At 63.6% G+C, this 21,057-nt stretch carries 22 protein-coding genes and 1 pseudogene; 6 read left to right on the plus strand and 17 right to left on the minus strand.

The window, feature by feature from the left end:
• Nucleotides 1-5 precede the first annotated feature (5 nt).
• From GCT19_RS07090 to GCT19_RS44360, 12 genes are all read right to left on the minus strand, one after another.
• Nucleotides 6-917 (minus strand): LysR family transcriptional regulator, encoded by a 912-nt coding sequence (locus tag GCT19_RS07090; RefSeq protein ID WP_152851477.1) that lies wholly within the window; start codon nucleotides 915-917, stop codon nucleotides 6-8.
• Nucleotides 918-1,010: 93 nt separating this feature from the next.
• Nucleotides 1,011-1,844 (minus strand): shikimate dehydrogenase, encoded by an 834-nt coding sequence (gene aroE, locus GCT19_RS07095; protein WP_018434346.1) that lies wholly within the window; start codon nucleotides 1,842-1,844, stop codon nucleotides 1,011-1,013.
• Nucleotides 1,844-3,064 (minus strand): CaiB/BaiF CoA transferase family protein, encoded by a 1,221-nt coding sequence (locus GCT19_RS07100; RefSeq protein WP_018434345.1) that lies wholly within the window; start codon nucleotides 3,062-3,064, stop codon nucleotides 1,844-1,846. The genes aroE and GCT19_RS07100 overlap by 1 nt, the downstream gene beginning before the upstream one ends.
• A complete protein-coding gene (locus GCT19_RS07105; RefSeq protein ID WP_152851478.1) occupies nucleotides 3,064-3,525 on the minus strand; it encodes a MaoC family dehydratase in 462 nt (153 codons plus the stop codon). Before GCT19_RS07105 ends, GCT19_RS07100 begins: the two co-directional genes overlap by 1 nt.
• Nucleotides 3,526-3,528: 3 nt before the next feature.
• Nucleotides 3,529-3,921 (minus strand): VOC family protein, encoded by a 393-nt coding sequence (locus GCT19_RS07110; protein WP_018434343.1) that lies wholly within the window; start codon nucleotides 3,919-3,921, stop codon nucleotides 3,529-3,531.
• The gene (locus GCT19_RS07115; RefSeq protein WP_152851479.1) at nucleotides 3,918-4,868 is read right to left on the minus strand and encodes a ketopantoate reductase family protein; all 951 of its coding nucleotides are present in this window, start codon (nucleotides 4,866-4,868) and stop codon (nucleotides 3,918-3,920) included. The genes GCT19_RS07110 and GCT19_RS07115 overlap by 4 nt, the downstream gene beginning before the upstream one ends.
• 137 nt (nucleotides 4,869-5,005) lie before the next feature.
• Nucleotides 5,006-5,326, minus strand: coding sequence for a DUF4148 domain-containing protein (locus tag GCT19_RS07120; protein WP_152851634.1), 321 nt, complete (start codon nucleotides 5,324-5,326; stop codon nucleotides 5,006-5,008).
• Between the two features lie 131 nt (nucleotides 5,327-5,457).
• On the minus strand, nucleotides 5,458-6,213 hold the full coding sequence (locus tag GCT19_RS07125; protein ID WP_152851480.1) for a hypothetical protein: 756 nt from the start codon (nucleotides 6,211-6,213) through the stop codon (nucleotides 5,458-5,460).
• 202 nt (nucleotides 6,214-6,415) lie between these two features.
• Entirely contained in the window at nucleotides 6,416-7,171 is a 756-nt protein-coding gene (locus GCT19_RS07130; RefSeq protein WP_152851635.1) for a glucose 1-dehydrogenase, read from the minus strand.
• A gap of 37 nt (nucleotides 7,172-7,208) precedes the next feature.
• On the minus strand, nucleotides 7,209-7,493 hold the full coding sequence (locus tag GCT19_RS07135) for a protein kinase family protein (RefSeq protein WP_152851481.1): 285 nt from the start codon (nucleotides 7,491-7,493) through the stop codon (nucleotides 7,209-7,211).
• 115 nt (nucleotides 7,494-7,608) lie between these two features.
• Complete coding sequence (locus tag GCT19_RS44355; RefSeq protein ID WP_265334610.1) at nucleotides 7,609-8,022, minus strand: Tll0287-like domain-containing protein; 414 nt, start codon at nucleotides 8,020-8,022, stop codon at nucleotides 7,609-7,611.
• Between the two features lie 25 nt (nucleotides 8,023-8,047).
• On the minus strand, nucleotides 8,048-8,431 hold the full coding sequence (locus GCT19_RS44360) for a DUF3365 domain-containing protein (RefSeq protein WP_260326014.1): 384 nt from the start codon (nucleotides 8,429-8,431) through the stop codon (nucleotides 8,048-8,050).
• A gap of 46 nt (nucleotides 8,432-8,477) precedes the next feature.
• Here GCT19_RS44360 and GCT19_RS07145 point away from each other — a divergent pair, with 46 nt between their 5' ends.
• Nucleotides 8,478-9,071, plus strand: a complete 594-nt coding sequence (locus tag GCT19_RS07145) for a ParB-like protein (RefSeq protein WP_152851482.1) — start codon at nucleotides 8,478-8,480, stop codon at nucleotides 9,069-9,071.
• A 14-nt stretch (nucleotides 9,072-9,085) separates the two neighbouring features.
• On the opposite strand, the gene tssJ is transcribed toward GCT19_RS07145, so the two are convergent.
• The 3 genes and pseudogenes from tssJ to tssF form a co-directional block, all read right to left on the minus strand.
• The gene (gene tssJ / locus GCT19_RS07150; protein WP_193727380.1) at nucleotides 9,086-9,607 is read right to left on the minus strand and encodes a type VI secretion system lipoprotein TssJ; all 522 of its coding nucleotides are present in this window, start codon (nucleotides 9,605-9,607) and stop codon (nucleotides 9,086-9,088) included.
• 26 nt (nucleotides 9,608-9,633) lie between these two features.
• Nucleotides 9,634-10,770, minus strand: a complete 1,137-nt coding sequence (gene tssG / locus GCT19_RS07155; RefSeq protein WP_152851483.1) for a type VI secretion system baseplate subunit TssG — start codon at nucleotides 10,768-10,770, stop codon at nucleotides 9,634-9,636.
• Nucleotides 10,767-11,828 (minus strand): annotated as a pseudogene (gene tssF / locus GCT19_RS07160) (type VI secretion system baseplate subunit TssF); the annotation flags it as partial. The pseudogene tssF and the gene tssG, both read right to left, overlap by 4 nt.
• A gap of 15 nt (nucleotides 11,829-11,843) precedes the next feature.
• Here tssF and tssH point away from each other — a divergent pair.
• Together tssH and tssE are read left to right on the plus strand one after the other, a co-directional pair.
• A complete protein-coding gene (gene tssH, locus GCT19_RS07165) occupies nucleotides 11,844-14,351 on the plus strand; it encodes a type VI secretion system ATPase TssH (RefSeq protein WP_321576773.1) in 2,508 nt (835 codons plus the stop codon).
• Between the two features lie 14 nt (nucleotides 14,352-14,365).
• Nucleotides 14,366-14,791 (plus strand): type VI secretion system baseplate subunit TssE, encoded by a 426-nt coding sequence (tssE, locus tag GCT19_RS07170; protein WP_026228468.1) that lies wholly within the window; start codon nucleotides 14,366-14,368, stop codon nucleotides 14,789-14,791.
• A 341-nt stretch (nucleotides 14,792-15,132) separates the two neighbouring features.
• Here the strand turns inward: tssE and GCT19_RS07175 are convergent, their stop codons facing one another.
• The gene (locus GCT19_RS07175; protein ID WP_152851484.1) at nucleotides 15,133-15,429 is read right to left on the minus strand and encodes a hypothetical protein; all 297 of its coding nucleotides are present in this window, start codon (nucleotides 15,427-15,429) and stop codon (nucleotides 15,133-15,135) included.
• A gap of 690 nt (nucleotides 15,430-16,119) precedes the next feature.
• Between GCT19_RS07175 and GCT19_RS07180 the strand changes: the two genes are divergently transcribed.
• The 3 genes from GCT19_RS07180 to GCT19_RS07190 all read left to right on the plus strand — a co-directional run bounded on the left by GCT19_RS07180 (nucleotide 16,120) and on the right by GCT19_RS07190 (nucleotide 18,916).
• Nucleotides 16,120-17,412 carry a cation:proton antiporter gene (locus GCT19_RS07180; RefSeq protein ID WP_018434318.1) on the plus strand — a complete coding sequence of 431 codons (1,293 nt, stop codon included), beginning with the start codon at nucleotides 16,120-16,122 and terminating at the stop codon, nucleotides 17,410-17,412.
• 414 nt (nucleotides 17,413-17,826) lie between these two features.
• Entirely contained in the window at nucleotides 17,827-18,105 is a 279-nt protein-coding gene (locus tag GCT19_RS07185; protein WP_018434317.1) for a DUF1488 family protein, read from the plus strand.
• A 19-nt stretch (nucleotides 18,106-18,124) separates the two neighbouring features.
• Nucleotides 18,125-18,916, plus strand: a complete 792-nt coding sequence (locus tag GCT19_RS07190; RefSeq protein ID WP_018434316.1) for a phosphate/phosphite/phosphonate ABC transporter substrate-binding protein — start codon at nucleotides 18,125-18,127, stop codon at nucleotides 18,914-18,916.
• A 40-nt stretch (nucleotides 18,917-18,956) separates the two neighbouring features.
• Here GCT19_RS07190 and GCT19_RS07195 read toward each other — a convergent pair whose 3' ends face one another.
• Complete coding sequence (locus tag GCT19_RS07195; protein WP_152851485.1) at nucleotides 18,957-21,026, minus strand: acetyl/propionyl/methylcrotonyl-CoA carboxylase subunit alpha; 2,070 nt, start codon at nucleotides 21,024-21,026, stop codon at nucleotides 18,957-18,959.
• Between the last annotated feature and the right edge of the window lie 31 nt (nucleotides 21,027-21,057).

Raw genomic sequence — 21,057 nt, forward strand, 5'->3', positions numbered from 1 at the left:
TTCAACTATCTTCTGCTCCCATTGAGAAACAGATCCGCGACGACCGAGCGTAGCCAGCGATTGCCGGCTTCATGATGGTACTTCGCATGCCAGTGCTGGCGCACCGCGAACTTGTCCACCGGGAAAGGACATGAATGGACCACGACGTCGTTCGCCCGCGCCAGCGTCTCGCCAATGTGTCGCGGCAACGTAGCAATCAGATCGGTAGACTTGATGATCGATCCGAGTCCGAGGAAGCCGGGCAATTCAAGCACGACGTCGCGTTCGATGTTCTCGCGCAACAACGCCTGTTCGAGCAGTTGCCCGCCCGTGCCAGCCGCAATGACGACGTGCCCCTCGCTGCCGTATTGCTTCAGACTCAGCCGCGCACGCACGCGAGGATGATTGCGGTTCGCAAGGCATACCCAGTCCTGCATATAAAGCTGTTGCTGGTACATACCGCCCCCCAGCCATGGCACGTGCCCGATCGCAAGATCCGCCTCGCCGGATTCGAGTGCCCGCTCCGTATTGCCGTCGATCCTTGCCGCTTCCAGCCGAACGCCTGGCGCCTGCGCCCGCAAATGCGCCAACATTCGCGGCAGCAGCGTAATGTGGCTCGCGTCCGTCATGCAAATGCGAAAGCGTCGCTTGGCCGTGGCGGGATCGAACGAGATTTCCCACGCAGCGAACCGGCGCAGCGACTCCAGAATTTCCCTGCACGGTCCGATCAACGCGTCAGCCTGCGGCGTGGGCGTCATACCGCCCGGTGTGCGAACGAACAATGGGTCCTGCAAATGCTCGCGCAAGCGACCCAACCAGATGCTGACCGTCGGCTGACTTTGCCCGAGTTGCTCGGCGGCGCGCGTGACACTTCGCACGTCGTAAAGCAGGTCGAAAAGCTGAAGCAGCTTGAGGTCCGGAAGCTCAGTGGTACTCATGGCGATATTGTCAATTGCAATGTCGCCATTGTATCCATTGCGTCGTGCCATGGACGGACATCCGCAACCCGGGCGTCCTCGGCCCCTCGTGCGTCAAATGAGCGGAACGGTCAGCCGGTCGATGATCGCTTGCGTCTGCGGTCGAACGCCGCGCCACCATTCGAACGCTTCGGCAGCCTGCTCGACGAGCATGCCGACGCCGTCGGCGATGCCCTGCACGCCAGCATTTCGCGCGAGCCGCAAGAACGGCGTGAGCCCCTTTCCATACGCGAGTTCGTACGCGGTTCCCGCTGGGCTGAACACGTCCGGGGGAACGGCGGGCAACTGACCGGTCAGGCTCGCTGATGTCGCGTTCACGACGAGGTCGAACTGCCCCATCCCGTCGAGTTCGCGGTAGCCGCATGCGATCAATGGGCTGCTGCTCGCGACTTGTGCGACCAGCGCCTCGGCCTTGCGCACATCCCGATTCACGACGACCAGTTGCGCCGGACGCGCCGCGATGAACGGCAGCAGCGCACCGCGCACCGCTCCGCCCGCACCCAGCACGAGCACGCGCTTGCCTGCCATCGGCTGAGCGAGGTTCACTTCGATATCGCGCACGAGGCCGACGCCGTCGAAGTTCTCGGCAATGATCCGGCCGTCGTCGAACTTCAGCGCGTTCACGGCGCCGGCGAGCGTGGCCCGTTCGCTGCGCTCGTCGGCAATCGCGAACGCCTGCAGCTTGAACGGCGCGGTGACATTCATGCCTCTGCCGCCCGCGGCGATAAACGTCTTGACGGTCCCGGCGAAGGCATCGGCGGGCTCGATCGGACCTTCGATCGCCGAGTAGCTAATGTCCTGTCCGGTCTGCTGCGCAAACAGACCGTGAATCAGCGGAGATTTCGTGTGGCCGATCGGATTGCCGATCACCGCGTATCGGTCGCTCATCACGCGCTCCTCTTCGAAAACAGCACACCTTGAGTCTGCATCGCGTCGATTTCCGCGGCGCTGAATCCGAGCGACTGCGCGACTTCCGCGTTGTGCTGACCGAGGTCCGGGCCGACTTCGCGGATCGACGTATCGCAGTCGGAAAAGCGGAACGGCAGATTAGGAAGGCGCAGCTTTCCGAAGCGCGGATGGTCCTGCTCGATCACCATGCCACGCGCGACGATCTGCGGATCGTTCACCACTTCATCGATGCGCTGCACTTTTGCGCAAGGCACGTCGATGCCATCGAGCAGCGCCAGCACGTCGGCGACCGGGCGCGCCGCAACCCATGGCTTCACGACCGCGAGGATTTCTTCGCGATGGGCGTTGCGTCCGTTCAGACGGTGGAACCTCGCATCGGTGCCGAAGCCGGCCGGACCGCCGTGCTGTTCGACGAGCGAAGCAAACCGCTTCCACGCATCGTCGACCTGCGCGGCGATCACGAGATCGCCATCGGCCGCGCGGAACACGCCGTACAGCGTCGACGTCGGCATGTCGTGCCCCGTCTGCTCGGGCAGCACGCCTTGCATCGTGTAGCACTGCACCGCGTATTCGTGCATCGACACCAGCGTGTCGTACAACGCCATGTCGATATGCTGGCCGCGACCGCTCTTCACGCGCCCGAGCAAGGCAGCGTTGATCGCGGCGACCGCGTGAATGCCCGTGTACATATCGCCGAGCGAGATGCGCATCAGCGGCGGCGGTTCACCCGGATTGCCGATCATCTGCATAATGCCGCTCTTCGCCTCGGCGATCAGACCGAAGCCCGCGCGATGCGCGTCGGGCCCGGTGTGACCGTATGCCGAAATCGAGCAGTACACGAGCCCCGGATTGCGCTCGGACAACGCGGCATAGCCGAGGCCCAGCTTGTCGAGCGCACCGGGCCGATAGTTTTCGATGAACACATCGGCCGAATCGCACAGGCGTTGCATGAACTCCTTGCCGCGCGGGTCTTTCATGTCGACGCTGACGCCGCGCTTGCCCATGTTCAGTTGCAGGAAGTAGGCGCTTTGCTGGTCGTCGAGGATGGTCGCGTGCTGCCGGCCGGCATCGCCGCTGCCGGGACGCTCCACCTTGATCACTTCGGCGCCGAGCGCCGCGAGGCAGCGGCCCACGTACGGGCCGGCGAGAAAGTGGCTGTAGTCGACAACGCGGATACCTTCGAGGGGACGGGCTTGCATCAGTTCGCTCCCGGACGGCGCGGCACCATCAGGCGATGTTCGCCGCGCTGGACGACCTGGCCGTCCTGATTGATCAGCTCGGACGGCAGCACGACGATGCCCCAGTCCGGACGGCTGTTGCTCGCGCGCATATTGCCGACGCGGAACTTGACGTGAAGCACGTCGTTGACCTTGATCGGCAGCAGGAAATCCCACGTCCAGCCGAGCGACATGCCGGGCAGGAAGCGATAGTCGCTCTGCGTCTTCAAGCCGTCCGCGATCGACAGGCCGAACAGCCCGTGCGCGACGATCGAACCGAAGTGGCTCGCACTCGCATATGCCTCGTCGACATGCACCGGCGTGTGATCGCCGGTCAGATCGGCGTAAGCGAGAATGCGTTCTTTCGTGACGGTATAGGTCGGGCTCACGCACTCGTCGCCTTCGCTCGCGTCGTCCCAGTACCTTTCGATAATCGTGCTCATGCTTTACGCCTCCGCGCGTGGATTGATCGCCAGCGCCTGCGCAACGCACGTGGCGGGTTTGGCCTGAATCAGTTCGACCGCGAGTCCATCCGGCAGACGCAGCCAGTTGCGCCCCTGCGGCATTTCACTGACGCCGAACGCTTGCGCCGCGGCGAGCGAGGCCTCGAGGTCCTCGCACATCACGCCGAGATGCGCGAGCCGGCCCTCGGGACCTTCGTAGCGCGGATCACTGATGAACTGCAGTCCGCCGAGCGTCCAGTACTGACGCGGCTCGTCGCGCGTGCCGTCCACTTCGCGCATGCTCATGCCGAAGACCTGTTCAAAAAAGCGGATATGCCAGTGGATATCACCCACCCAGATGGCGACGTGCTCGAGATAAGCTTTCGCGCCGCTCATGCTGTCGCTCCTTCTCGCTGACGGTCCGTCATCGCGCGCTCGATGCCCTTGATGCACGCGACGAGCGTCGAATTGACCGGAGTCGGCACGCCGAGGCGCTCGCCCCAGCGCACGACCGCTCCGTTGATGAAGTCGATTTCCGTCACCGAGCCTTTTTCGAGACTCTGCAGCATCGAGGTCTTGAACGCGGGCGAGAGTCCTTCGGCCGCGAGCGTCCAGGCTTGCTCCGCTTTCGTCATCGAAAGATGGATGCCGGCGGCCTTCGCGGCCGCCATCGCTTCTTCGATCGCCGCCAACGCGGCGGCTTTCAGAACGGGCTCCTCGTACAGTTGCCCATACGTCAGACCGGTGATGCCGGTGATCGCGCCCGTCGCGACGTTGATCAGCAACTTGTCCCACATGGTGCCGAGGATGTTGTCGCTGACCGTGGTCGTCAGACCCGAACTGTTGAACGCGTCGGCGATGGCGCGAACCCGGTCGGTGACCCGGCCATCGAGTTCGCCGACGATCGTCAGCTTTCCGTTCACGCCCGACTGGATGTGCCCGGGCGCCTTCAGCACGCCGCCCACATAGGTCTTGCCCGCCAGCACGCGCTCCCGGCCGACGATTTCGCTGAGCACGTCTTCATGGCCGAGGCCGTTTTGCAGCGACAACACGAGCGTGTCGGGTCCGACGAGATCGAGCGCGCCGCGCATCGCCGAATCAGTGTGGAAGGACTTGACCAGCACGATGACGAGGTCCACCGGCCCGACTTCGGCGGGGTCGATGGTCGCGCGGACTTTTACGCGGCGTGAGCCGTTGGCATCGTCGACTAGCAGGCCGTCGCGGCGCATGGCCTCGACGTGCGCCGCGAAGCGGTCGACCAGCCACGTCTGGTGGCCGCCTTCAGTCAGCGCGGAGCCGATCGCGCAACCCAACGCGCCGGCTCCCAGGAATGCGATCTTCATAGATGTCTCCGTGATATGGAGACGAAGATACGATTCCGACATCATGCTGGCAATGCAATGAATGCAATAGCATCATTGCGATTTTTAATATCGAAGTGTGCCGCCGCCGCGGGTGGATCAACGTTCCAGTCTTTCTATCAATGCGTGCCCACCATTTGCCCGCTCTGTCCCGCGCTCATCGCCGCGGCCCTATCCGCTCGATGCATCGCGGCCACCTTTGCTTCCGCGGCCTGAATATCGGCGGGATAGGAACCATCATCGCCCATCGACGGGTTGTATCCCGCCGCTTCCAGTTCCTCTAGTTCGTGCATGACCTCCGCGCGCGTGAGTTGATGAGGCTCGGGCGCCGACGCAGTTTGCGCCTCCGCGCTTGCGCAGCCCGCCATCAACATCGCACCAGCGATCATGAGGCTCACTAACGAGGAAGCCGCGTATTGATTCAACGATTCCGATTTCATCATGAACTCCTTTTGACCTGAGGATGTATTCGCGCATCCGCATTCACTTCGGACCATCTCGTCAGATCGTGAGTGTTACGCGATGCACATCCGGTAGACGGAGTTTTCTCGTTGAATATTCCCGGTCTTATCTAAATAGAACTACCACGCAATCTCCGACGTTCTATCCCATTGCGCAATTGACCTGCGACGAACGCACCGACGATCAGAGAAAGATACAAGGCCACGAGATCGTGACGCCATGCGTTCAGCGCGAGCTGATGCGCAATCAGTTTTGGATCGGGAGTCGGGAGGATTGGCTGCTTCGCTTCGACGGCTCGCATCATCCGGACAAAGCCTGCCGCCGATAACAATGGCAGCAAGATGACCCACGTCAACAGCACGGGCTTCATGCGAAGCGCCCATCGCATGTGACGCAAGCGAAACCATAAGCCAAGGCATCCGTGTATCCATCCGGGCGCGAGCAGCGCAAGCTGCAAACCCTGCGTACCGGTCGTGAGCAACTGGATCACGATGCGCTCGTAATCCGGTTCGAAGCCATAGAGCGTGGACGCGAGCCGGGTCGTCACCGCATGACGGATCAGCAGCAGCGGCAGGCTCAGTCCTGCCCACAGACGCACCCACTCCGCCGGAGGCAACGCCCAGTGACGGCGCGCATAGATCGTTCGCATCGCCAGTGCGAAATGCAGCGCGGCCGCTCCGTACAACGCGATCGTTCCGGGAGCGCTGCGCCAGAGCCGCAGCGCCAGGACCAGACCACGTCCGGCCAGTTCGAGCGACCAGATTCCGAGCGCGTGATTGAGCAGATGGAGAAATAGATAGACCAGCAACACGACGCCGGAGCCGAGTTGCAATCGCCGCAAAGCGGCCTGCATCCGCAACGTCATGCGAACGTCCCGCTGGTGTCGTGCGTCACGTGCGGGGCAGACGCCGCCTTGTCGGGCATGTTCATTTGATCACCCATCCGATGTCAGTCTCACCTGCAAGACCACCGAGATGCGGTGCTTATTCCCGATTCGGCTCACGCCGTATCATCGTTTCGAGCGAGTACGACACGGTTGCGTGCTCGCGATGACAATTCGGGGACAGTCACAGCGTCGCCGTCACCCCACCATCGACATAAAGAACATGACCGTTGACGAAGTCCGACGCGCCACTCGCGAGGAAGATCGCCGCGCCGACCAGATCCTGCACATCGCCCCAACGCCGCGAAGGCGTGCGATTGACGAGCCAGTTGCTGAACGCTTCATCGTTGACGAGCGCGTCGGTCAGTTCCGTCTTGATGTAGCCGGGGCCGAGGCCATTGACCTGGATGCCATACTGGCCCCAATCGATCGCCATGCCTTTCGTCAACATTTTCACGGCGCCTTTGCTCGCGGTATAGGCGGCGATATTGGGCCGGCCGAGTTCGCTTTGCACCGAACAGATATTGATGATCTTGCCGCGCCTACGCGCGATCATGTGGCGCGCCACCGCCTGCCCGACCAGAAACACGCTATCCACATTGGTCTTCATCAACTGTTCCCATTGCGCATGGGAGAACTGCTCGAGCGGCGCGCGCCGCTGCATGCCGGCGTTGTTCACGAGAATATCGATCGCGCCGATCTCGCTTTCGATCTGCGCCACCGCCGTTTCCACCGCCTCCGGAGAAGTCACGTCGAAACATCGCCCATGCACGTTCCCGCCCGCGTCGCGCAGGCGGCTGACCGCTTCCGCCAGCCTCACTTCATTACGGCCGTTCAGCACGACTTCGGCACCGGCGCCGGCCAGCCCTTGTGCCAACGCATAACCGATACCGGTACTCGATCCGGTGACGAGCGCGCGACGCCCACTCAGGTCGAACATCTGCAAACTGTGGTTCAACTTGATCCCCCTTTTGAATTCAATGTACCAGCGTTCGATTCGTGGAAGCTAACCGGATGAATCGAGATCGTGCCGGAATTGGCGGCGCTGCGCGGCGTCTGTGATGCAAGCTTCGACCCGTTGAACGAAGCATGTCGCCGCTACTGTCCCCGTTGGCGAGCAGTTCCCGGCGCACGGTTTTCAGCGCCACCGGCCGTTCGAGGTGCGGATCGAACGCGAAATAGACGACGCCCATGGCTCCCGTGCCCAGCACGCGGTCGATCCGGTACTTGCCAATACGCGTAGGCGTTGCTTCGTTGCTCATGCGGGTTCCGATCGAGGGGCGCGTGGCCGATCACGCCAGCTTACGCCCCCAGCATCCGCAGCGCCTCGACGAGACTCGTCTTCATGCGGTTGAACGACACGGCGAGCGAGGCGATCTAGTCGCCGCCGCGCGTCGAAAACGATGCGGTGTCGAGCTTGCCGAGGCTGACTTCATCGGCCGCGCGCGACAAAGCCTTGAGCCGCTTCGTCACGAGGAAATGCACCATCAGGTTCGGCGCGATCAGCACGCACCCGAACACCGCCGGGAACGACAACATGAACGTGCGCCACACGCTGTGCGCCTGTCCCAGCGGCAGCGACATCGGCACGGACACGACCTGCGCGCCGATCGTTTCATGCAGAGGCCAGTTGAAGCCGTTCGCCGGCACGTACTTGTCGATCATCGTGCGCGGCGCCGCGCTGGGTGTGCTGTGGCATTCGAGGCACGCGGCCGAGTCGATGCGGGTGGGCCGCGCGATGTAGAGACTCGGGCTCGACGGCGTCGCGCGTTCGCCAATCAGTTTGGGCAATTCGGGGGGTCGTGCAGGCGCCGGATCACATCGGTCTCCCGTCCGTGGCGCGGTCGCGCGGGGCGGTCGGATCGAGCATCGCGCTCTTGTACGAGAAGCCCGGAAATTTCTTCTGGATCGCGAGCAGGCTCTCGACCGCCGAATACGCGGGAATCGACTGCGGCACGAACGCGTGTTTGATCTGCGTGGCCAGCAGCGGCGTCACCTGATCGGACGTGTAGTTCTGCGCCGTGGTAGCCGCTTCGATCATCAGGCTCGCGTCGCGCACGGTCGTCTGCACCGCGTTTTCCTGCAACACCCGGTCGGCCACGAAACCGGTCGCGGCGAATCCTGCGGCGAACACGACGAGGAAGGCGAGATTGAACAGCCGTCTCGTCCGGCACCGTGAGCGACGCTTCGTGCGGGGCATGAAATTTGCGGACTCCGCGTGATCGCATCCCGACTAGGAGACCGCCATGAACACCCGGCAAATCGAAGAACTCCGTCCGACGCAAATGACCCACGGCGCGCGTGAGGTCCGAGAAAAGGTCCGTCAATACCGATCGCTGAGCGGCCATGACCTGGAAATGGCCATCGCCGAAAAGCCGATACCGGTCGTCTGCGGACCGAACGGCATACCGTTCGCGATCGATCATCACCATGTGGCGGCGGCGTTATGGCAGGTTGGCGTCCGCTCGGTTCCAGTCGTGCTGGTGCGGGATCTATCCTCGTACACGTGGGCGTCGTTCTGGCTCAGCATGGAAAACGAACGATGGACGTTTCCGTATGACGCGCAAGGGATGCGCCGGCCTTTCTCCGAATTGGCGGAGCACGTCTGGGAACTGAAAGACGACGAATACCGAAGCCTCGCGGCAGCGGTCCGCGACGCCGGCGGCTATGAAAAAACCAATGTGCCGCTGGAAGAATTTCGCTGGTCCGACTTCTTTCGCTCGATGTTGCCTCGGCCCGATAGCGACGAAAAGTTCTCGGCTTTGCTCAAGGAAGCCTTGAAGCTGGCAAAGAGCGACTCGGCATTGGGACTGCCGGGCTATGTCGGTCGAAAGGATTGAGCCGGTGGCTCAACTCAATCGTGGGCCGCACTGCCCTCCGTCACGAGAAACTGATCCATCAACGAGATCTTCAGCGGCTTGTCCGCGTCGAGCTTCTTCTTCTCGATCACATACTTCCAGCCGTCCCCGCTGCCCGGATTGCGATAGAACGCGACGACCGCCACATATTCCGTATCGGCCTGCATCGGCTGCGACAGGCTCGCCGACGCACCCGGGTTCAGCACCGATGCCATGCTCGCCTGCAAATCCCGCGCGAGCAGCGTGCGATCGTTCTTCAGCAGATCCTCGTACGACGCGCCGTCGAACACCTTGCGGGCCTTCAGTTGATACACGCGCACCGCAACCGATGTCGCGCGACCGGCGTCGTCGGGGTTCAGCGCTTCGCGCGCGAACAGATCGACGTCGAGCACCTTGATCTGCTTGAAGAACACCGCGTGATACGCGCTCGACGACGCGTCCGACACGGCTTGCCATGCGCCGCATGCCGACAGCAGCGCAACGGACGCGACGGTGGAAACGGTAAAACGAAGATTCATCGATAGTCCTTTGGGCGCGTCGTTCATCACGCGGATCGAGTCAGGTACGGATTGGCCGCGGGCTTCGGAAACGCTTGACAAACCCCGAGCGCGACGTTGATCAGGCGTTCGCTCATGGCGGGCAGCACGGTGGTCCAGCCGAGGCGCGGCGCGGGTCCGGCCGATCCTCCGTGGATCGCGGGCAGCGGCGCGAGACGCGACGAGATTTCCATATGCAGATGCACGTCGGCCTTCACCCCGACATACAACTGCACGAACGCCATCAACTCGCGATGCAGCCACGCACCCGGCAACAGATCGTGCGCCTGGGCGGCATCGGCCGGCCGCAACGTCACGCGCACCGCCCCGCTGCGATACGCAAGCCGCTTGCCGAGCATATAGCCGCCGCCGAGGCCGCGGCGCGCGCCGTTGTCGTTGGTCGCACCAGCACGAGCGGCCAACGACGTCAGCGGTTGCGGCTTGCCGACGCGCGCGGGCGCGGGAAAGAACTCATCCACCCGTACATCGACGCCCGGTACCGCGAGCGCGACCACGCCCGCGAGCCCCTCGGGCGTGCGCGTGCGCTGGATCAACAGGCCGAGCAGCGCGAGCAGCCGCGAATCGGGCAAGCCTGCGCGCCGCGGCTTTTCGCCCCAGCCGAAGCCGGCGAGGCACAACAGATTGCGCGAATGCGCGTCGCTGCCGCCCGCGCGAAAGCTCTCGGGATACCGGTATTTCTTCCACGCGCGATACAGCAGCGTCACGAAGCGATGATTGAACTGATCGAGAAAGGCTTCGACCACTTCGTGCCCTTCCTCGCGCAGCACGATCTCGTCGATCATGTGCGACGGCATCGCCGCGTCGACGCCGTAGAGTCCCATGAAGGTCGTGCGTACGGTCGGCGGCGCGTCGCCGCCGCCGAAGGCATCTGGATCATCGTCGAATTCGACCGCGGCGATCTCGCCCGTCGGAAAGCCGGTGCGCGCGCGTGGCCGGAAGCGTACCGGCTCGTGCGCCGGGGTATCACGAGTGCCGAAATCGGCATGGGCCGGCACCCGCAATTCGAGCAGTCGGCACAACTGCATGAAGTTCATCCGTGGCGCGCGCGCGAGCAGCGCCGCGACGAGCGGTTCGAGATTCCGCGGTTCGTCGCGCGCCTCGAAAGCGTTCGTGTATGCGCTCATAACGGAGCCCGTTGCGCGTTGCTGCGCGGCCAATCGGTGCGGATCTGCGACGGCAGGCTCACGATCGATAGCTTCGTGAACAGATTGATCTCCGCATACAGCGCGAAAAAGCGTTGCAGCAATTCGCCGAACAGCATCACGTCGCCCTCGCCCGCGAACGCGTGCGAATCGAGTGTCACCTCGATAAGCACGCCGCGCTCGACCGAGCCGCCCGACACCTCCTCGAGCAACTCCTGCGACACCCACAGAATACCCGCGAGGCGCCGGCGGTTCAGTTCGTCGCTGGTCCAGTCGTATAGCGCGAGCGCGCCGCGCAGCACTTCCGCGTTCATCATCGACAGGAAATTCGGCGCGAGATGCGATAGCACCCGCCACTGGAAGCGGTCGCCGGTCGGCGGATAGAGCGGCAGCGTGGGCGCGACGAGATTGTTCACGCCGGCGAGGTTCGGCGTGCTCGTCGCCAGCTCGGCGATGCGCGCTTCGCGCAGGCCCTTGCGCGGCAGCATGCCGTTCGTGCCGGTGACGCGCAGCGACAGGCTTTCCTCGGGCAGCGTGTGCATCGTCTCCCACGCGTGACCGCCGAGCACGACCCACGTCTCGTGCAAACCCGCGACGCCGGGCCGCACGCGCGCGTGGAAGTAGCGCTCGGGCGCCTCGTGCCGCAGCATGCCGCCGCGATGCCGGAACGTCGCGAACGGCACGTACTCGTAGCGCTCGGCGGTGTCGTGATCGAACGCCTCGATCGCATCGACCGAATAGGTCTCGACGTGCTCGCCCTGATGGCCAGCGGGCAACACGCGGTATTCGGTTTCGTGATGATCGATCTCGATCGGCTCGGCGTCGAGTTCGAACAGGTTGATCACCGGAGTGCAGAAGAGCCGCACGTTTTCCGCACTGAAACGCTGATCTGACGGATACGCGTGCTTCAGAACGATCTCCAGTTCGAAGCGCGTCGAATTATCCGGCAGCTTCGTCACGTCGAGTCCGCAAAGATCGACGAACAGGAATTTCTCGCGGAACGTGAAGTATTCGAGTAGCAGCTGAAAGCCGGCGACGGCGACATCCCCGCTATCGTGCGGCATTACACGATCGATATCGACGCGCTGTGGGATGCGCTGCTCGGTGCAATCGATCGTCTGCCGCGCAATCTGCGCGGCAAGCCCGCGCTGTCGCCGCAGCTAGCGGCACTGCTTGCGGATGCATGGTTTCACGCGTCGTCGGAGAGAGACGACGCGCGAATCCGCTCCGGGAATCTGTTGCAGGCGATCGTCGATGCGCCCCATGTACTGCGCGCGCAGCATGCGTGGCCATTGCTTGCCGTCAGCAGCGCGCAGATCGAGCGTTTGCTGCCGCGAATTGCGCATCGGTCGTGCGAAAGTGAAAGTGAAAGTGAAGATGACGAACGGCAACCCGAACGGCCGCAACCCTCGGCGGCGAACGTCGTCTGTCGCGCAAAGGAGGTCACACCTGCCGGCGCCAACGCCCTCGCCCGCTTCGCGCTCGACCTGACCGACAAGGCGCGCCGCGGCGACATCGATCCGGTATTCGGGCGCGACCGCGAGATCCGGCAGATGGTCGACGTGCTCGCGCGCCGTCGCAAGAACAATCCGATCCTCGTCGGCGAGCCGGGTGTCGGCAAGACCGCGCTCGTAGAAGGGCTCGCGTTGCGAGTCGTCGATGGCAGCGTGCCGAACGTGATCCGCGACGTGCGCATCCTCACGCTCGATCTCGGCTTGCTGCAAGCGGGCGCCGGCGTAAAAGGCGAATTTGAGCAACGCCTGAAGAACGTGATCGACGAGGTTCAGGCTTCGCCCGTGCCGATCCTGCTGTTCATCGACGAAGCTCACACGCTGATCGGCGCCGGCAACGCCGCGGGCGGCGCCGACGCCGCGAACCTGCTGAAGCCCGCGCTCGCGCGGGGCGAATTGCGCACGATCGCGGCGACCACGTGGTCCGAATACAAGGAATTCTTCGAGCGCGACGCTGCACTGGAACGCCGCTTCCAGATCATCAAAGTCGACGAACCCGACGACGACGCGGCCTGCCTGATGCTACGCGGCCTGAAAAACCGCTACGCCCAGCACCATCACGTGCACATTCGCGACGAAGCACTGGTCGCCGCGGTCAAGCTGTCGCGCCGCTATATACCGGCACGGCAGTTGCCGGACAAGGCCGTCGATCTGATCGACACCGCCGCCGCACGCGTGCGCATGGGGCTCGACACACCACCGGCCGAGTTGCAACGCGCGCGTGCCGTGGTCGCCGCGCTGGAGCTCGAACACGCGACGCTCACAGACGACGAACGCGCCGGCATCGACGATGTCGAAGCACGCCGCGGCGCACTGGCCATCGCGCTCGCGAACGCGAAGACCGAACTCGCAGCGCTGCAAGCACGTTACGAACAGGAGCTCGAACTCGTTCAGGCGCTGCACCGCCAACGCGACAGCGACGCCGCAACCCACGATGCCACCGCGTTCGCGCAAGCACGTCGCGCACTCACTACCGCACAAGGCAAGGCCCCGTTGATCTTCGCGGACGTCGACGCCCAGGCGATCGCACGTGTCGTCGCCGAGTGGACCGGCGTGCCGGTGGGCAGCCTCGTCGAAGACGAACTGCAAAGCCTGCTGACACTGGAAAAGCAGCTCGCGACACGCGTGGTCGCGCAGCATGACGCGCTCGCTGCGCTGTCCGAAAGCCTGCGCACCGCCAAGGCGGGGCTCAAGAATGAACATGCGCCGCTCGGCGTGTTTCTGCTTGCTGGACCATCGGGCGTCGGCAAGACAGAAACTGCGCTTGCGCTCGCCGATTTGCTGTTCGGCGGTGAAGCCGCGCTGACGACGATCAATATGTCCGAGTACCAGGAATCGCACACGGTGTCGCAATTGAAGGGCTCGCCGCCAGGCTACGTCGGATATGGACGCGGCGGCGTTCTGACCGAGGCGGTGCGGCAGCGTCCGTATAGCGTCGTGCTGCTCGACGAAGTCGAAAAAGCGCACCGCGATGTGCTCGACATGTTTTATCAGGTGTTCGATCGCGGCATGATGCGCGACGGCGAGGGGCGCGAGATTGACTTTCGCAACTGCGTGGTCCTGATGACGTCGAATCTCGGCAGTGCGCAGATCGACGAAACGACCGCGGAAAACCCCGACGTCTCGCACAACGAACTGCTCGACGCGATTCATCCGCAGCTCGTCAGACACTTCCAACCTGCGCTGCTCGCGCGTTTCCAGACGCTCGTGTACCGCCCTCTCGATGCGAGCGCGCTGGCGTCGATCGTGCGCCTGAAGCTCGCTAAAGTCGCGCAGCGTCTACACCGCCAGCACGGCGTCGAACTGAACTGCGACGAAGTGCTGATCGATGCGATGGCCGAGCTGTGTCTCGCGCGCGAAACGGGCGCGCGCAATGTCGACGCGTTTCTCAATCAGCGCATTCTGCCGTCGGTGTCGCGTGAACTGCTCGCGCGCATGGCATGCGAAACCGCGCCTGCCAAGATCCTGCTGACCGGATCGCCCGCAGGCAAGTTGACGATCGATTTTGTCGATCGCGAACAAGCCGTCGCTGGCCATGCGGCGAACGGCTGACGGTGCGCCACTCGATGCCGGCGGGACCATCCCTCTACGACATGCTGCTCGGCCAGATCGGCGGCGAGCCGCTCGATGCCTACGACGATCGCACGCTCGAATGCCTGAGCGTCCAGCAGAACGTGCAGCGCATTCTGAACACTCGCGCGGGCGCGTTGAAACACCTGACCGACTACGGGCTGCCGGACATGACGAACATCTACAAGGCATTGCCATCGTCGGCGCACGCGCTGAAGCAGCAGATGGAAGCGACGCTGCTGAAATACGAGCCCCGGATTCGCGCTATCGACATCGACATCCTCGAGGACGATGATCCCGGCGTGCTGGTCAGCTTCGAAATGACGTGTCATTTGAAGAAGGCCGGGCTCGTCCGCTTCGGCACGTATTTCGAGCCGCCAGGGCGGCTACATATACGACGCAGGATACAGGGACGCGAGTAATCAATGCCACGCGCATGCCCATACAATTCTGATTTATTGGCAACTCGCTATAGTCGGGAAGGTCGATCACCGGATCCGATCGACCTTTCCAGACGGGGCAAAGAGCCTGCCCTTCGGCAGCCTCGATCGCGCTTCGCGTTCGAGGCTTTTCTCGTGTTTTCTGTTGTCATGCCGATGTCGCAGTGGGTTATCGAGCGCCCGCTATGTCAATTGGGCAAAAAAAATCCCGCACAGGGGGAGCGGGATTAAAACAACAGGACGCTGAAGAGACGAGCACGCCCTGTCGAGGACCCGCACGCATCGCAAGAATATGCGCGGTTATTTCTGAACTCGCCACAACCTCAGGCCGCCTTGCGCGCGACGCCATCGCCCATCATGTTCACCACGTCGTCGACCACCCGAGTGGCGGCCGCGAATCCAGCCGCCAGTACTTCCCGTAAATCGGTCGCCGAACGACCGGGCAACGGACCTACGCGGAAAGCAGTCGACCACTCGCCGCCGATCAGCCTTGTCTTCAACATGACGTTCGCCACGTACGCGCGCCGTGCAGTGACACCGCCCACATGTGAACACGTATCCGTCGCGTGCAACGCGCTGACCACGATGTCGAATTCACGATAACGATAGGTTTGCTCCATACTCTTCTCCGTCTTCATCAATTTCTACACAACAGCATTTCGCCATGTATCGATGCTGCATCATTCTCGACTCGTGATTGTCAAAAATTGTCAGATCTTCAGCGCTTTTCGGTTAGGGCTTTCCCTGTTTTCGACATGCCAATTCCGGCGTCCATCCTGTTCAATAGAGAAGTCATCGGATGGAAAAATCAGATTGCGAATTGATAACGAAATTCGGATCCAATTGAATAGATCGTGGCGAATCAAGCCGTGCGGAAGATCTCAAAATAAAAATCTATATCCCAAAATAAAGACCGGAACTCCCCCGGCGCTTCAGTGGTCCGAACACTACCACTGCCCATCGTGGCACCGTTCTGGCGAGCCTGGTTCTAACCGGTTTGCCGTCATCCGCTTGTGGTCCGATAAAGAGTACTTTGCGTCTGATCGCATCGTCCGTCGAGTTTGAATAAGGCGTCTGTAGCGGTACGTCGCTCTATCGCTAGCGGCAACGATCGTGTCATTGCAGACCATAGATCGTTTATCGGATTGAATGAGCCTGAATAAGGAATTGCTGGTGAAACACCTCGCTGGTTCAATATCGCAATCGTCGCGGCTTTCTCTGCCTGTCCGTTTTATGCCCCGTCGCGCGAGTTACGTCGGTGCCGTGGCGATCACGCATTCGCGCCGCCGCGAAGCGCGGGAGCGCACACGATGAGCGTCTTCCAGATTGCCGGCGCGCTGTTCGCCATCGTCGCGCTGTTCGGCGTACTCAACTATCGGTTCATCAGGTTACCCGACACGCTTGGCATCACCGCGGTCGGGCTCGTCGTGTGCGTCGGCATTTCGGCGCTCGGCTTCTACTATCCGGCGATGGCGATCGCCGCGCGCAAGATCGTCGTGCAGATCGACTTCGCCGACATCGTGTTTCACGGCCTGCTGAGCCTGCTGCTGTTCGCCGGCGCACTGCACGTCGATCTGTCGAAGATGCGCACGCAGCGGCGTGCGGTGCTGATGCTCGCGACGATCGGCGTATTGATTTCCATCGCGGTGGTCGGCTTCGGCTTTTACTACGCGGCGCAATGGCTCGGCCAACCGGTCAGCCTGTTGTGGTGCCTCGCGTTCGGCGCGCTGATCTCGCCAACCGATCCGATCGCGGTGCTCAGCGTGCTCAAGCGCGCCGCGGCGCCCGAAAGCCTCGAAACCAAGATCACCGGAGAATCGCTGTTCAACGACGGCACGGCCGTCGTCGCATTCGTCACGCTAGTCGGACTCGCGACCGGCGCGAACGAGTTCTCCGCGGGCGCAATTGCATTCGATCTGCTGCGCGAAGTCGCCGGCGCGCTCGTGCTCGGCGCGGCGCTCGGCTTCGGCGCGTCGCTGCTGCTGCGAGGCATCGACAGCTATCCAGTGGAGATCCTGATCACGCTCGCGCTTGCGACCGGCGGCTATAGTCTCGCTGAAGCGCTGCACGTGTCGGCGCCTCTGGCGGTCGTGATCATGGGGCTCGTGATTGGCAATCACGGTGCGTCGACATCGATGTCGGAGAAGACGCGCGAGCATCTGTTCAACTTCTGGGACCTGCTCGACGAGTTACTCAATCTCGTGCTGTTCGGGCTGATCGGGCTCGAAATCATTGCGCTGTCGCTGCGCTTCGAGATCGTCTGGCTCGGGCTCGCGGCGATTCCGGTCGTGCTGTTCGCGCGCGGCGTCAGCGTCGCGATTCCGCTGCTCGCGCTGCAGAACTTCCGGCGGCTCAGTCCGCATTCGGCTGTCGTGCTGACGTGGGGCGGACTGCGCGGCGGCATCTCGATTGCACTCGCGCTGTCGCTGCCAGAGTTTCACGGACGCGAAATGTTCATCGGCGTCACGTACCTGGTCGTCGTGTTCAGCCTGCTGATTCAAGCGACTACATTGGGCCCGCTGATCCGCCGGCTCAATTTCTCGGGCGCTCACGCAACCCGGCCGGCCCCGCCGGAGTCATTTCCTGCACAAAACTCGCGCTAATCGTAAAGTGGATACCTACGCGGATCTACACCGCGAGGTTGGTGGGAAAATCCCAAGGAGAGTCCGAGCCGGCGCGAGCTGTTCGCACGCCGGTTTCAACGTTGGATTGGAGCGCGTCCATTTAAGCGTCTTCTGAGCAGTGCCCGCCGTGATTGCGACCCGCGGCTGCCCACCACGAGGCAGGACCGATGGCGAGGCGAATCGCCGCAGCCTTCCCTCCGGCCACGGTTCACGCCGGGGCCCTGGCTCGGGCTTGAACGAGTCCGCCGCCAGTTTCTGGCTTGCTTTCCGCCAGTTTCCGGACCGTCGTGCCTGCCGCGGCGCCGGGCATTTGGCCGTCAATGCCGGTTTTCCCACATACCTGGCAGGCGCGGTTTGTCATCCTGTCGATTCAGGCGTTGGAAGGAGTTCGCCATGTCGGTCTATGTCGATGAAGGGTTTCGGCCCTGTGTGACGGAATGCGCGACGGTCGCGTTCCGGGTGTGCTGCGACGATCGCGCGCAGGTTTTTGAAGTCAGCGCCGACGCGCTGGTCGAGTTCTGCGGCGCCGAGAGCCGTCGCAAGGAGGACTTGCTGGTCGCGTTCGAGGATGCGCAGGACGAGATCCTCTCGGTAGCCGCGCAGCGCTGGCAGTACACGCCGAGCGAGCCGGTGCGGCTCGGTCTGGACGATTTCAAATTGGTCAGACATTAGGCGCGCGAGAAACGCCTTCATGAGCTGGATCGCCGCACTGCCGATGTACAACGTGACACCCGCGCTCGACCTCGAATGGCGCGAGTGGCTCGACGACGTGCTGCGCCGGGTCAAGCCCGCGTGCCGCATCGTCGAACCGGACGAGGAATTGCACGGCTTCTGGCGGCGCCCGAACCTGCTGATCTCGCAGACCTGCGGTTATCCGCTGATGCACGGGCTTCACGCGCAGGTGCAATTGGTCGCCACGCCCTGCTTCGACGCGCCGGGCTGCGACGGCGCGCATTACTCGAGCGTACTGGTCACGCGCGCCGACGCGCGCTTCGACTCACTCGCCTCGTGCCGCGGCGCGCGCGCCGCCTACAATCAGGACGATTCGAACAGCGGCATGAACGCGTTTCGTCACGCGGTCGCGCCGCTCGCTCGCGCCGGCATGTTCTTCGGCTCCGTGCTGCGTACGGGCTCGCACCTCGGTTCACTGCGCGCGGTTGCCGACAATCGCGCGGACGTCGCCGCGATCGACTGCGTGACCTTCGCCTTCGTTGGCGATGTGCTGCCGGAACTGGCGCGACGCGTGCGAGCGATCGGCATGACCGCCGCGTCGCCGGGCTTGCCGCTGATCGCCGCGGCCAATGTGCCGCCGGCCACGATTGCCGCGCTGCGCGACGCATTGAACGAGACGCTGAGCATCCGCCCCGAGCGCGCGAAACGTCTGCGTTTGAGAGGTTTTTCGACGCTGCCGCTGACCGACTACGCGCGCATCGGCGAGCTCGAAAGCGAGGCGCGCGCCGCAGGCTACGCGCGGCTTGCCTGATTCACGCCGTGGCTCATTTTCCACCCGGCGCTCGGCGCGCTTATCCATCCGCCTGCTGCACGTCCAGCACCAGCAGTTGCGCACCGTCGGTGACCTGATCCCCGACCGCATACAGCACCTCGGCGACGGTGCCGGCAGCCGGCGCGCCGATCGTGTGCTCCATCTTCATCGCCTCCATCACGATCAGCGGCGCGCCCTTCTCGACCACCGCGCCCGGTTCGACCAGCACCGCGATCACCTTGCCCGGCATCGGCGCGGTCAGTCGGCCTTCGCCATGCTCGGCATCCGCGGCATGCGCGAGCAGGTTCTGCCATTCGAATGCAAGCGTCTCGCCGTGGCAGAACACGTGGAACCTGTCGCCGTCGACAAATACACGCCCCGTCACGCGCGCATCGCCGATCGTCGCGCGGAATTCGTGGGCACCCGTGCCGACCGACCAGCTGAAGTCCTCGCGCAGGCCGTCGTGTTCGAGGGTTTGCACGAGCGCTTGCGTGTCCCCGTTGCGCGCGAAAACGACCGTGAACGACTCGGGGCTGACATCGTTGGCGCCGTCGTCGATCATGCGCCAGCCGAGCGTTTGCGTGTAACCGCCATTGAGCCGCCAGTGCGACAGCGCGTCCCACGGCGACGCGCCGTGCGCGGTGCCGCCCTCGCGCGTCAGCAACGCGGCGCACGCGAGCGCGAGCGCTTCCTTGAACGGCTTCCGTGCCGGCGCGAACAGCGCGTCGTGATGACGCTCGATCAAACCGGTGTCGAGATCGCCACTCGCGAACGGTTCGCTCGCGACGATGCGCCGCAGAAACTCGACGTTCGTATGCGGCCCGACCACCTCGCATGCATGCAACGCGCGGGAGAGGCGCGCCAACGCCTCCTCGCGCGTCGCGCCGTGCACGATCAGCTTCGCGATCATCGGATCGTAGAACGGCGTGATCGTGTCGCCCTCGCGCACGCCGCTGTCGATACGCACCGGCGCCTTGCGTCCCGGCTCGCCGAGTCCGGCCGCGTCGATCGCGAACTCGACGCCTTCGGGCAAGCGCAGATGCTTGAGCGTGCCGGTGGACGGCAGGAAACCGCGCGCCGGATGCTCGGCGTAGATGCGCGCCTCGATCGCGTGGCCGTCGAGCTTCAACTGCTGCTGCGTGAGCGGCAGCGCCTCGCCCGCGGCAACGCGCAGCTGCCATTCGACGAGGTCCTGCCCCGTCACCATCTCGGTGACCGGATGCTCGACCTGCAGTCGCGTGTTCATCTCCATGAAATAGAACTCGCCGGTCGGGGTCATGATGAACTCGACGGTACCCGCGCCGACGTAATTGACCGCGCGCGCGGCGGCCACGGCCGCTTCGCCCATCGCGCGCTTGACCTCGGCCGACAGCCCCGGCGCGGGCGCTTCCTCGAGCACTTTCTGATGCCGCCGCTGCACCGAACAGTCGCGGTCGAACAGATACACGGCGCCGCCGTGCCGATCGGCGAATACCTGGACTTCGACGTGCCGCGGCCGGGTCAGATACTTCTCGATCAGCACGCGGTCGTTGCCGAAACTGCTCGCCGCCTCGCGTTTGCACGACAGCAGCGCGGCCGCGAAGTCGGTGCTGCGCTCGACCACGCGCATGCCCTTGCCGCCGCCGCCCGCGCTAGCTTTCAGCAGCACCGGGTAGCCGATCGCGTCGGCCTCGCCCTGCAACAACTGCGGCTCCTGGTCGTCGCCGTGATAGCCGGGCACGAGCGGCACCGCGGCCGCGTGCATCAGGGCCTTCGCGGCGGCCTTCGAGCCCATCGCGGCAATCGCCTCGACCGGCGGTCCGATAAAGACGATGCCCGCTACCTCGCACGCATGCGCGAAGTCTTCGTTTTCGGAAAGAAAGCCGTAGCCCGGGTGTATGGCCTGCGCGCCGGTCGCGCGCGCGGCCTCGATGATGCGCTCGATGCGCAGATAGCTTTGCGCCGCCGTGGAGCCGCCGATATGCACTGCTTCGTCGCAGGCGGCGACATGTTTCGCGTTGGCGTCGGCGTCCGAATACACGGCCACGCTCGCGATGCCGAGCCGCTTGCAGGTCGCCGCGACGCGGCACGCAATCTCACCCCGGTTGGCGATCAGGATCTTGTTGAACATGAGTGTCTCGATGAAATAGGCGGTACGGGGC

Source organism: Paraburkholderia atlantica (assembly GCF_009362785.1).
In the GTDB taxonomy this organism is placed as follows: Bacteria; Pseudomonadota; Gammaproteobacteria; order Burkholderiales; family Burkholderiaceae; genus Paraburkholderia; species Paraburkholderia atlantica.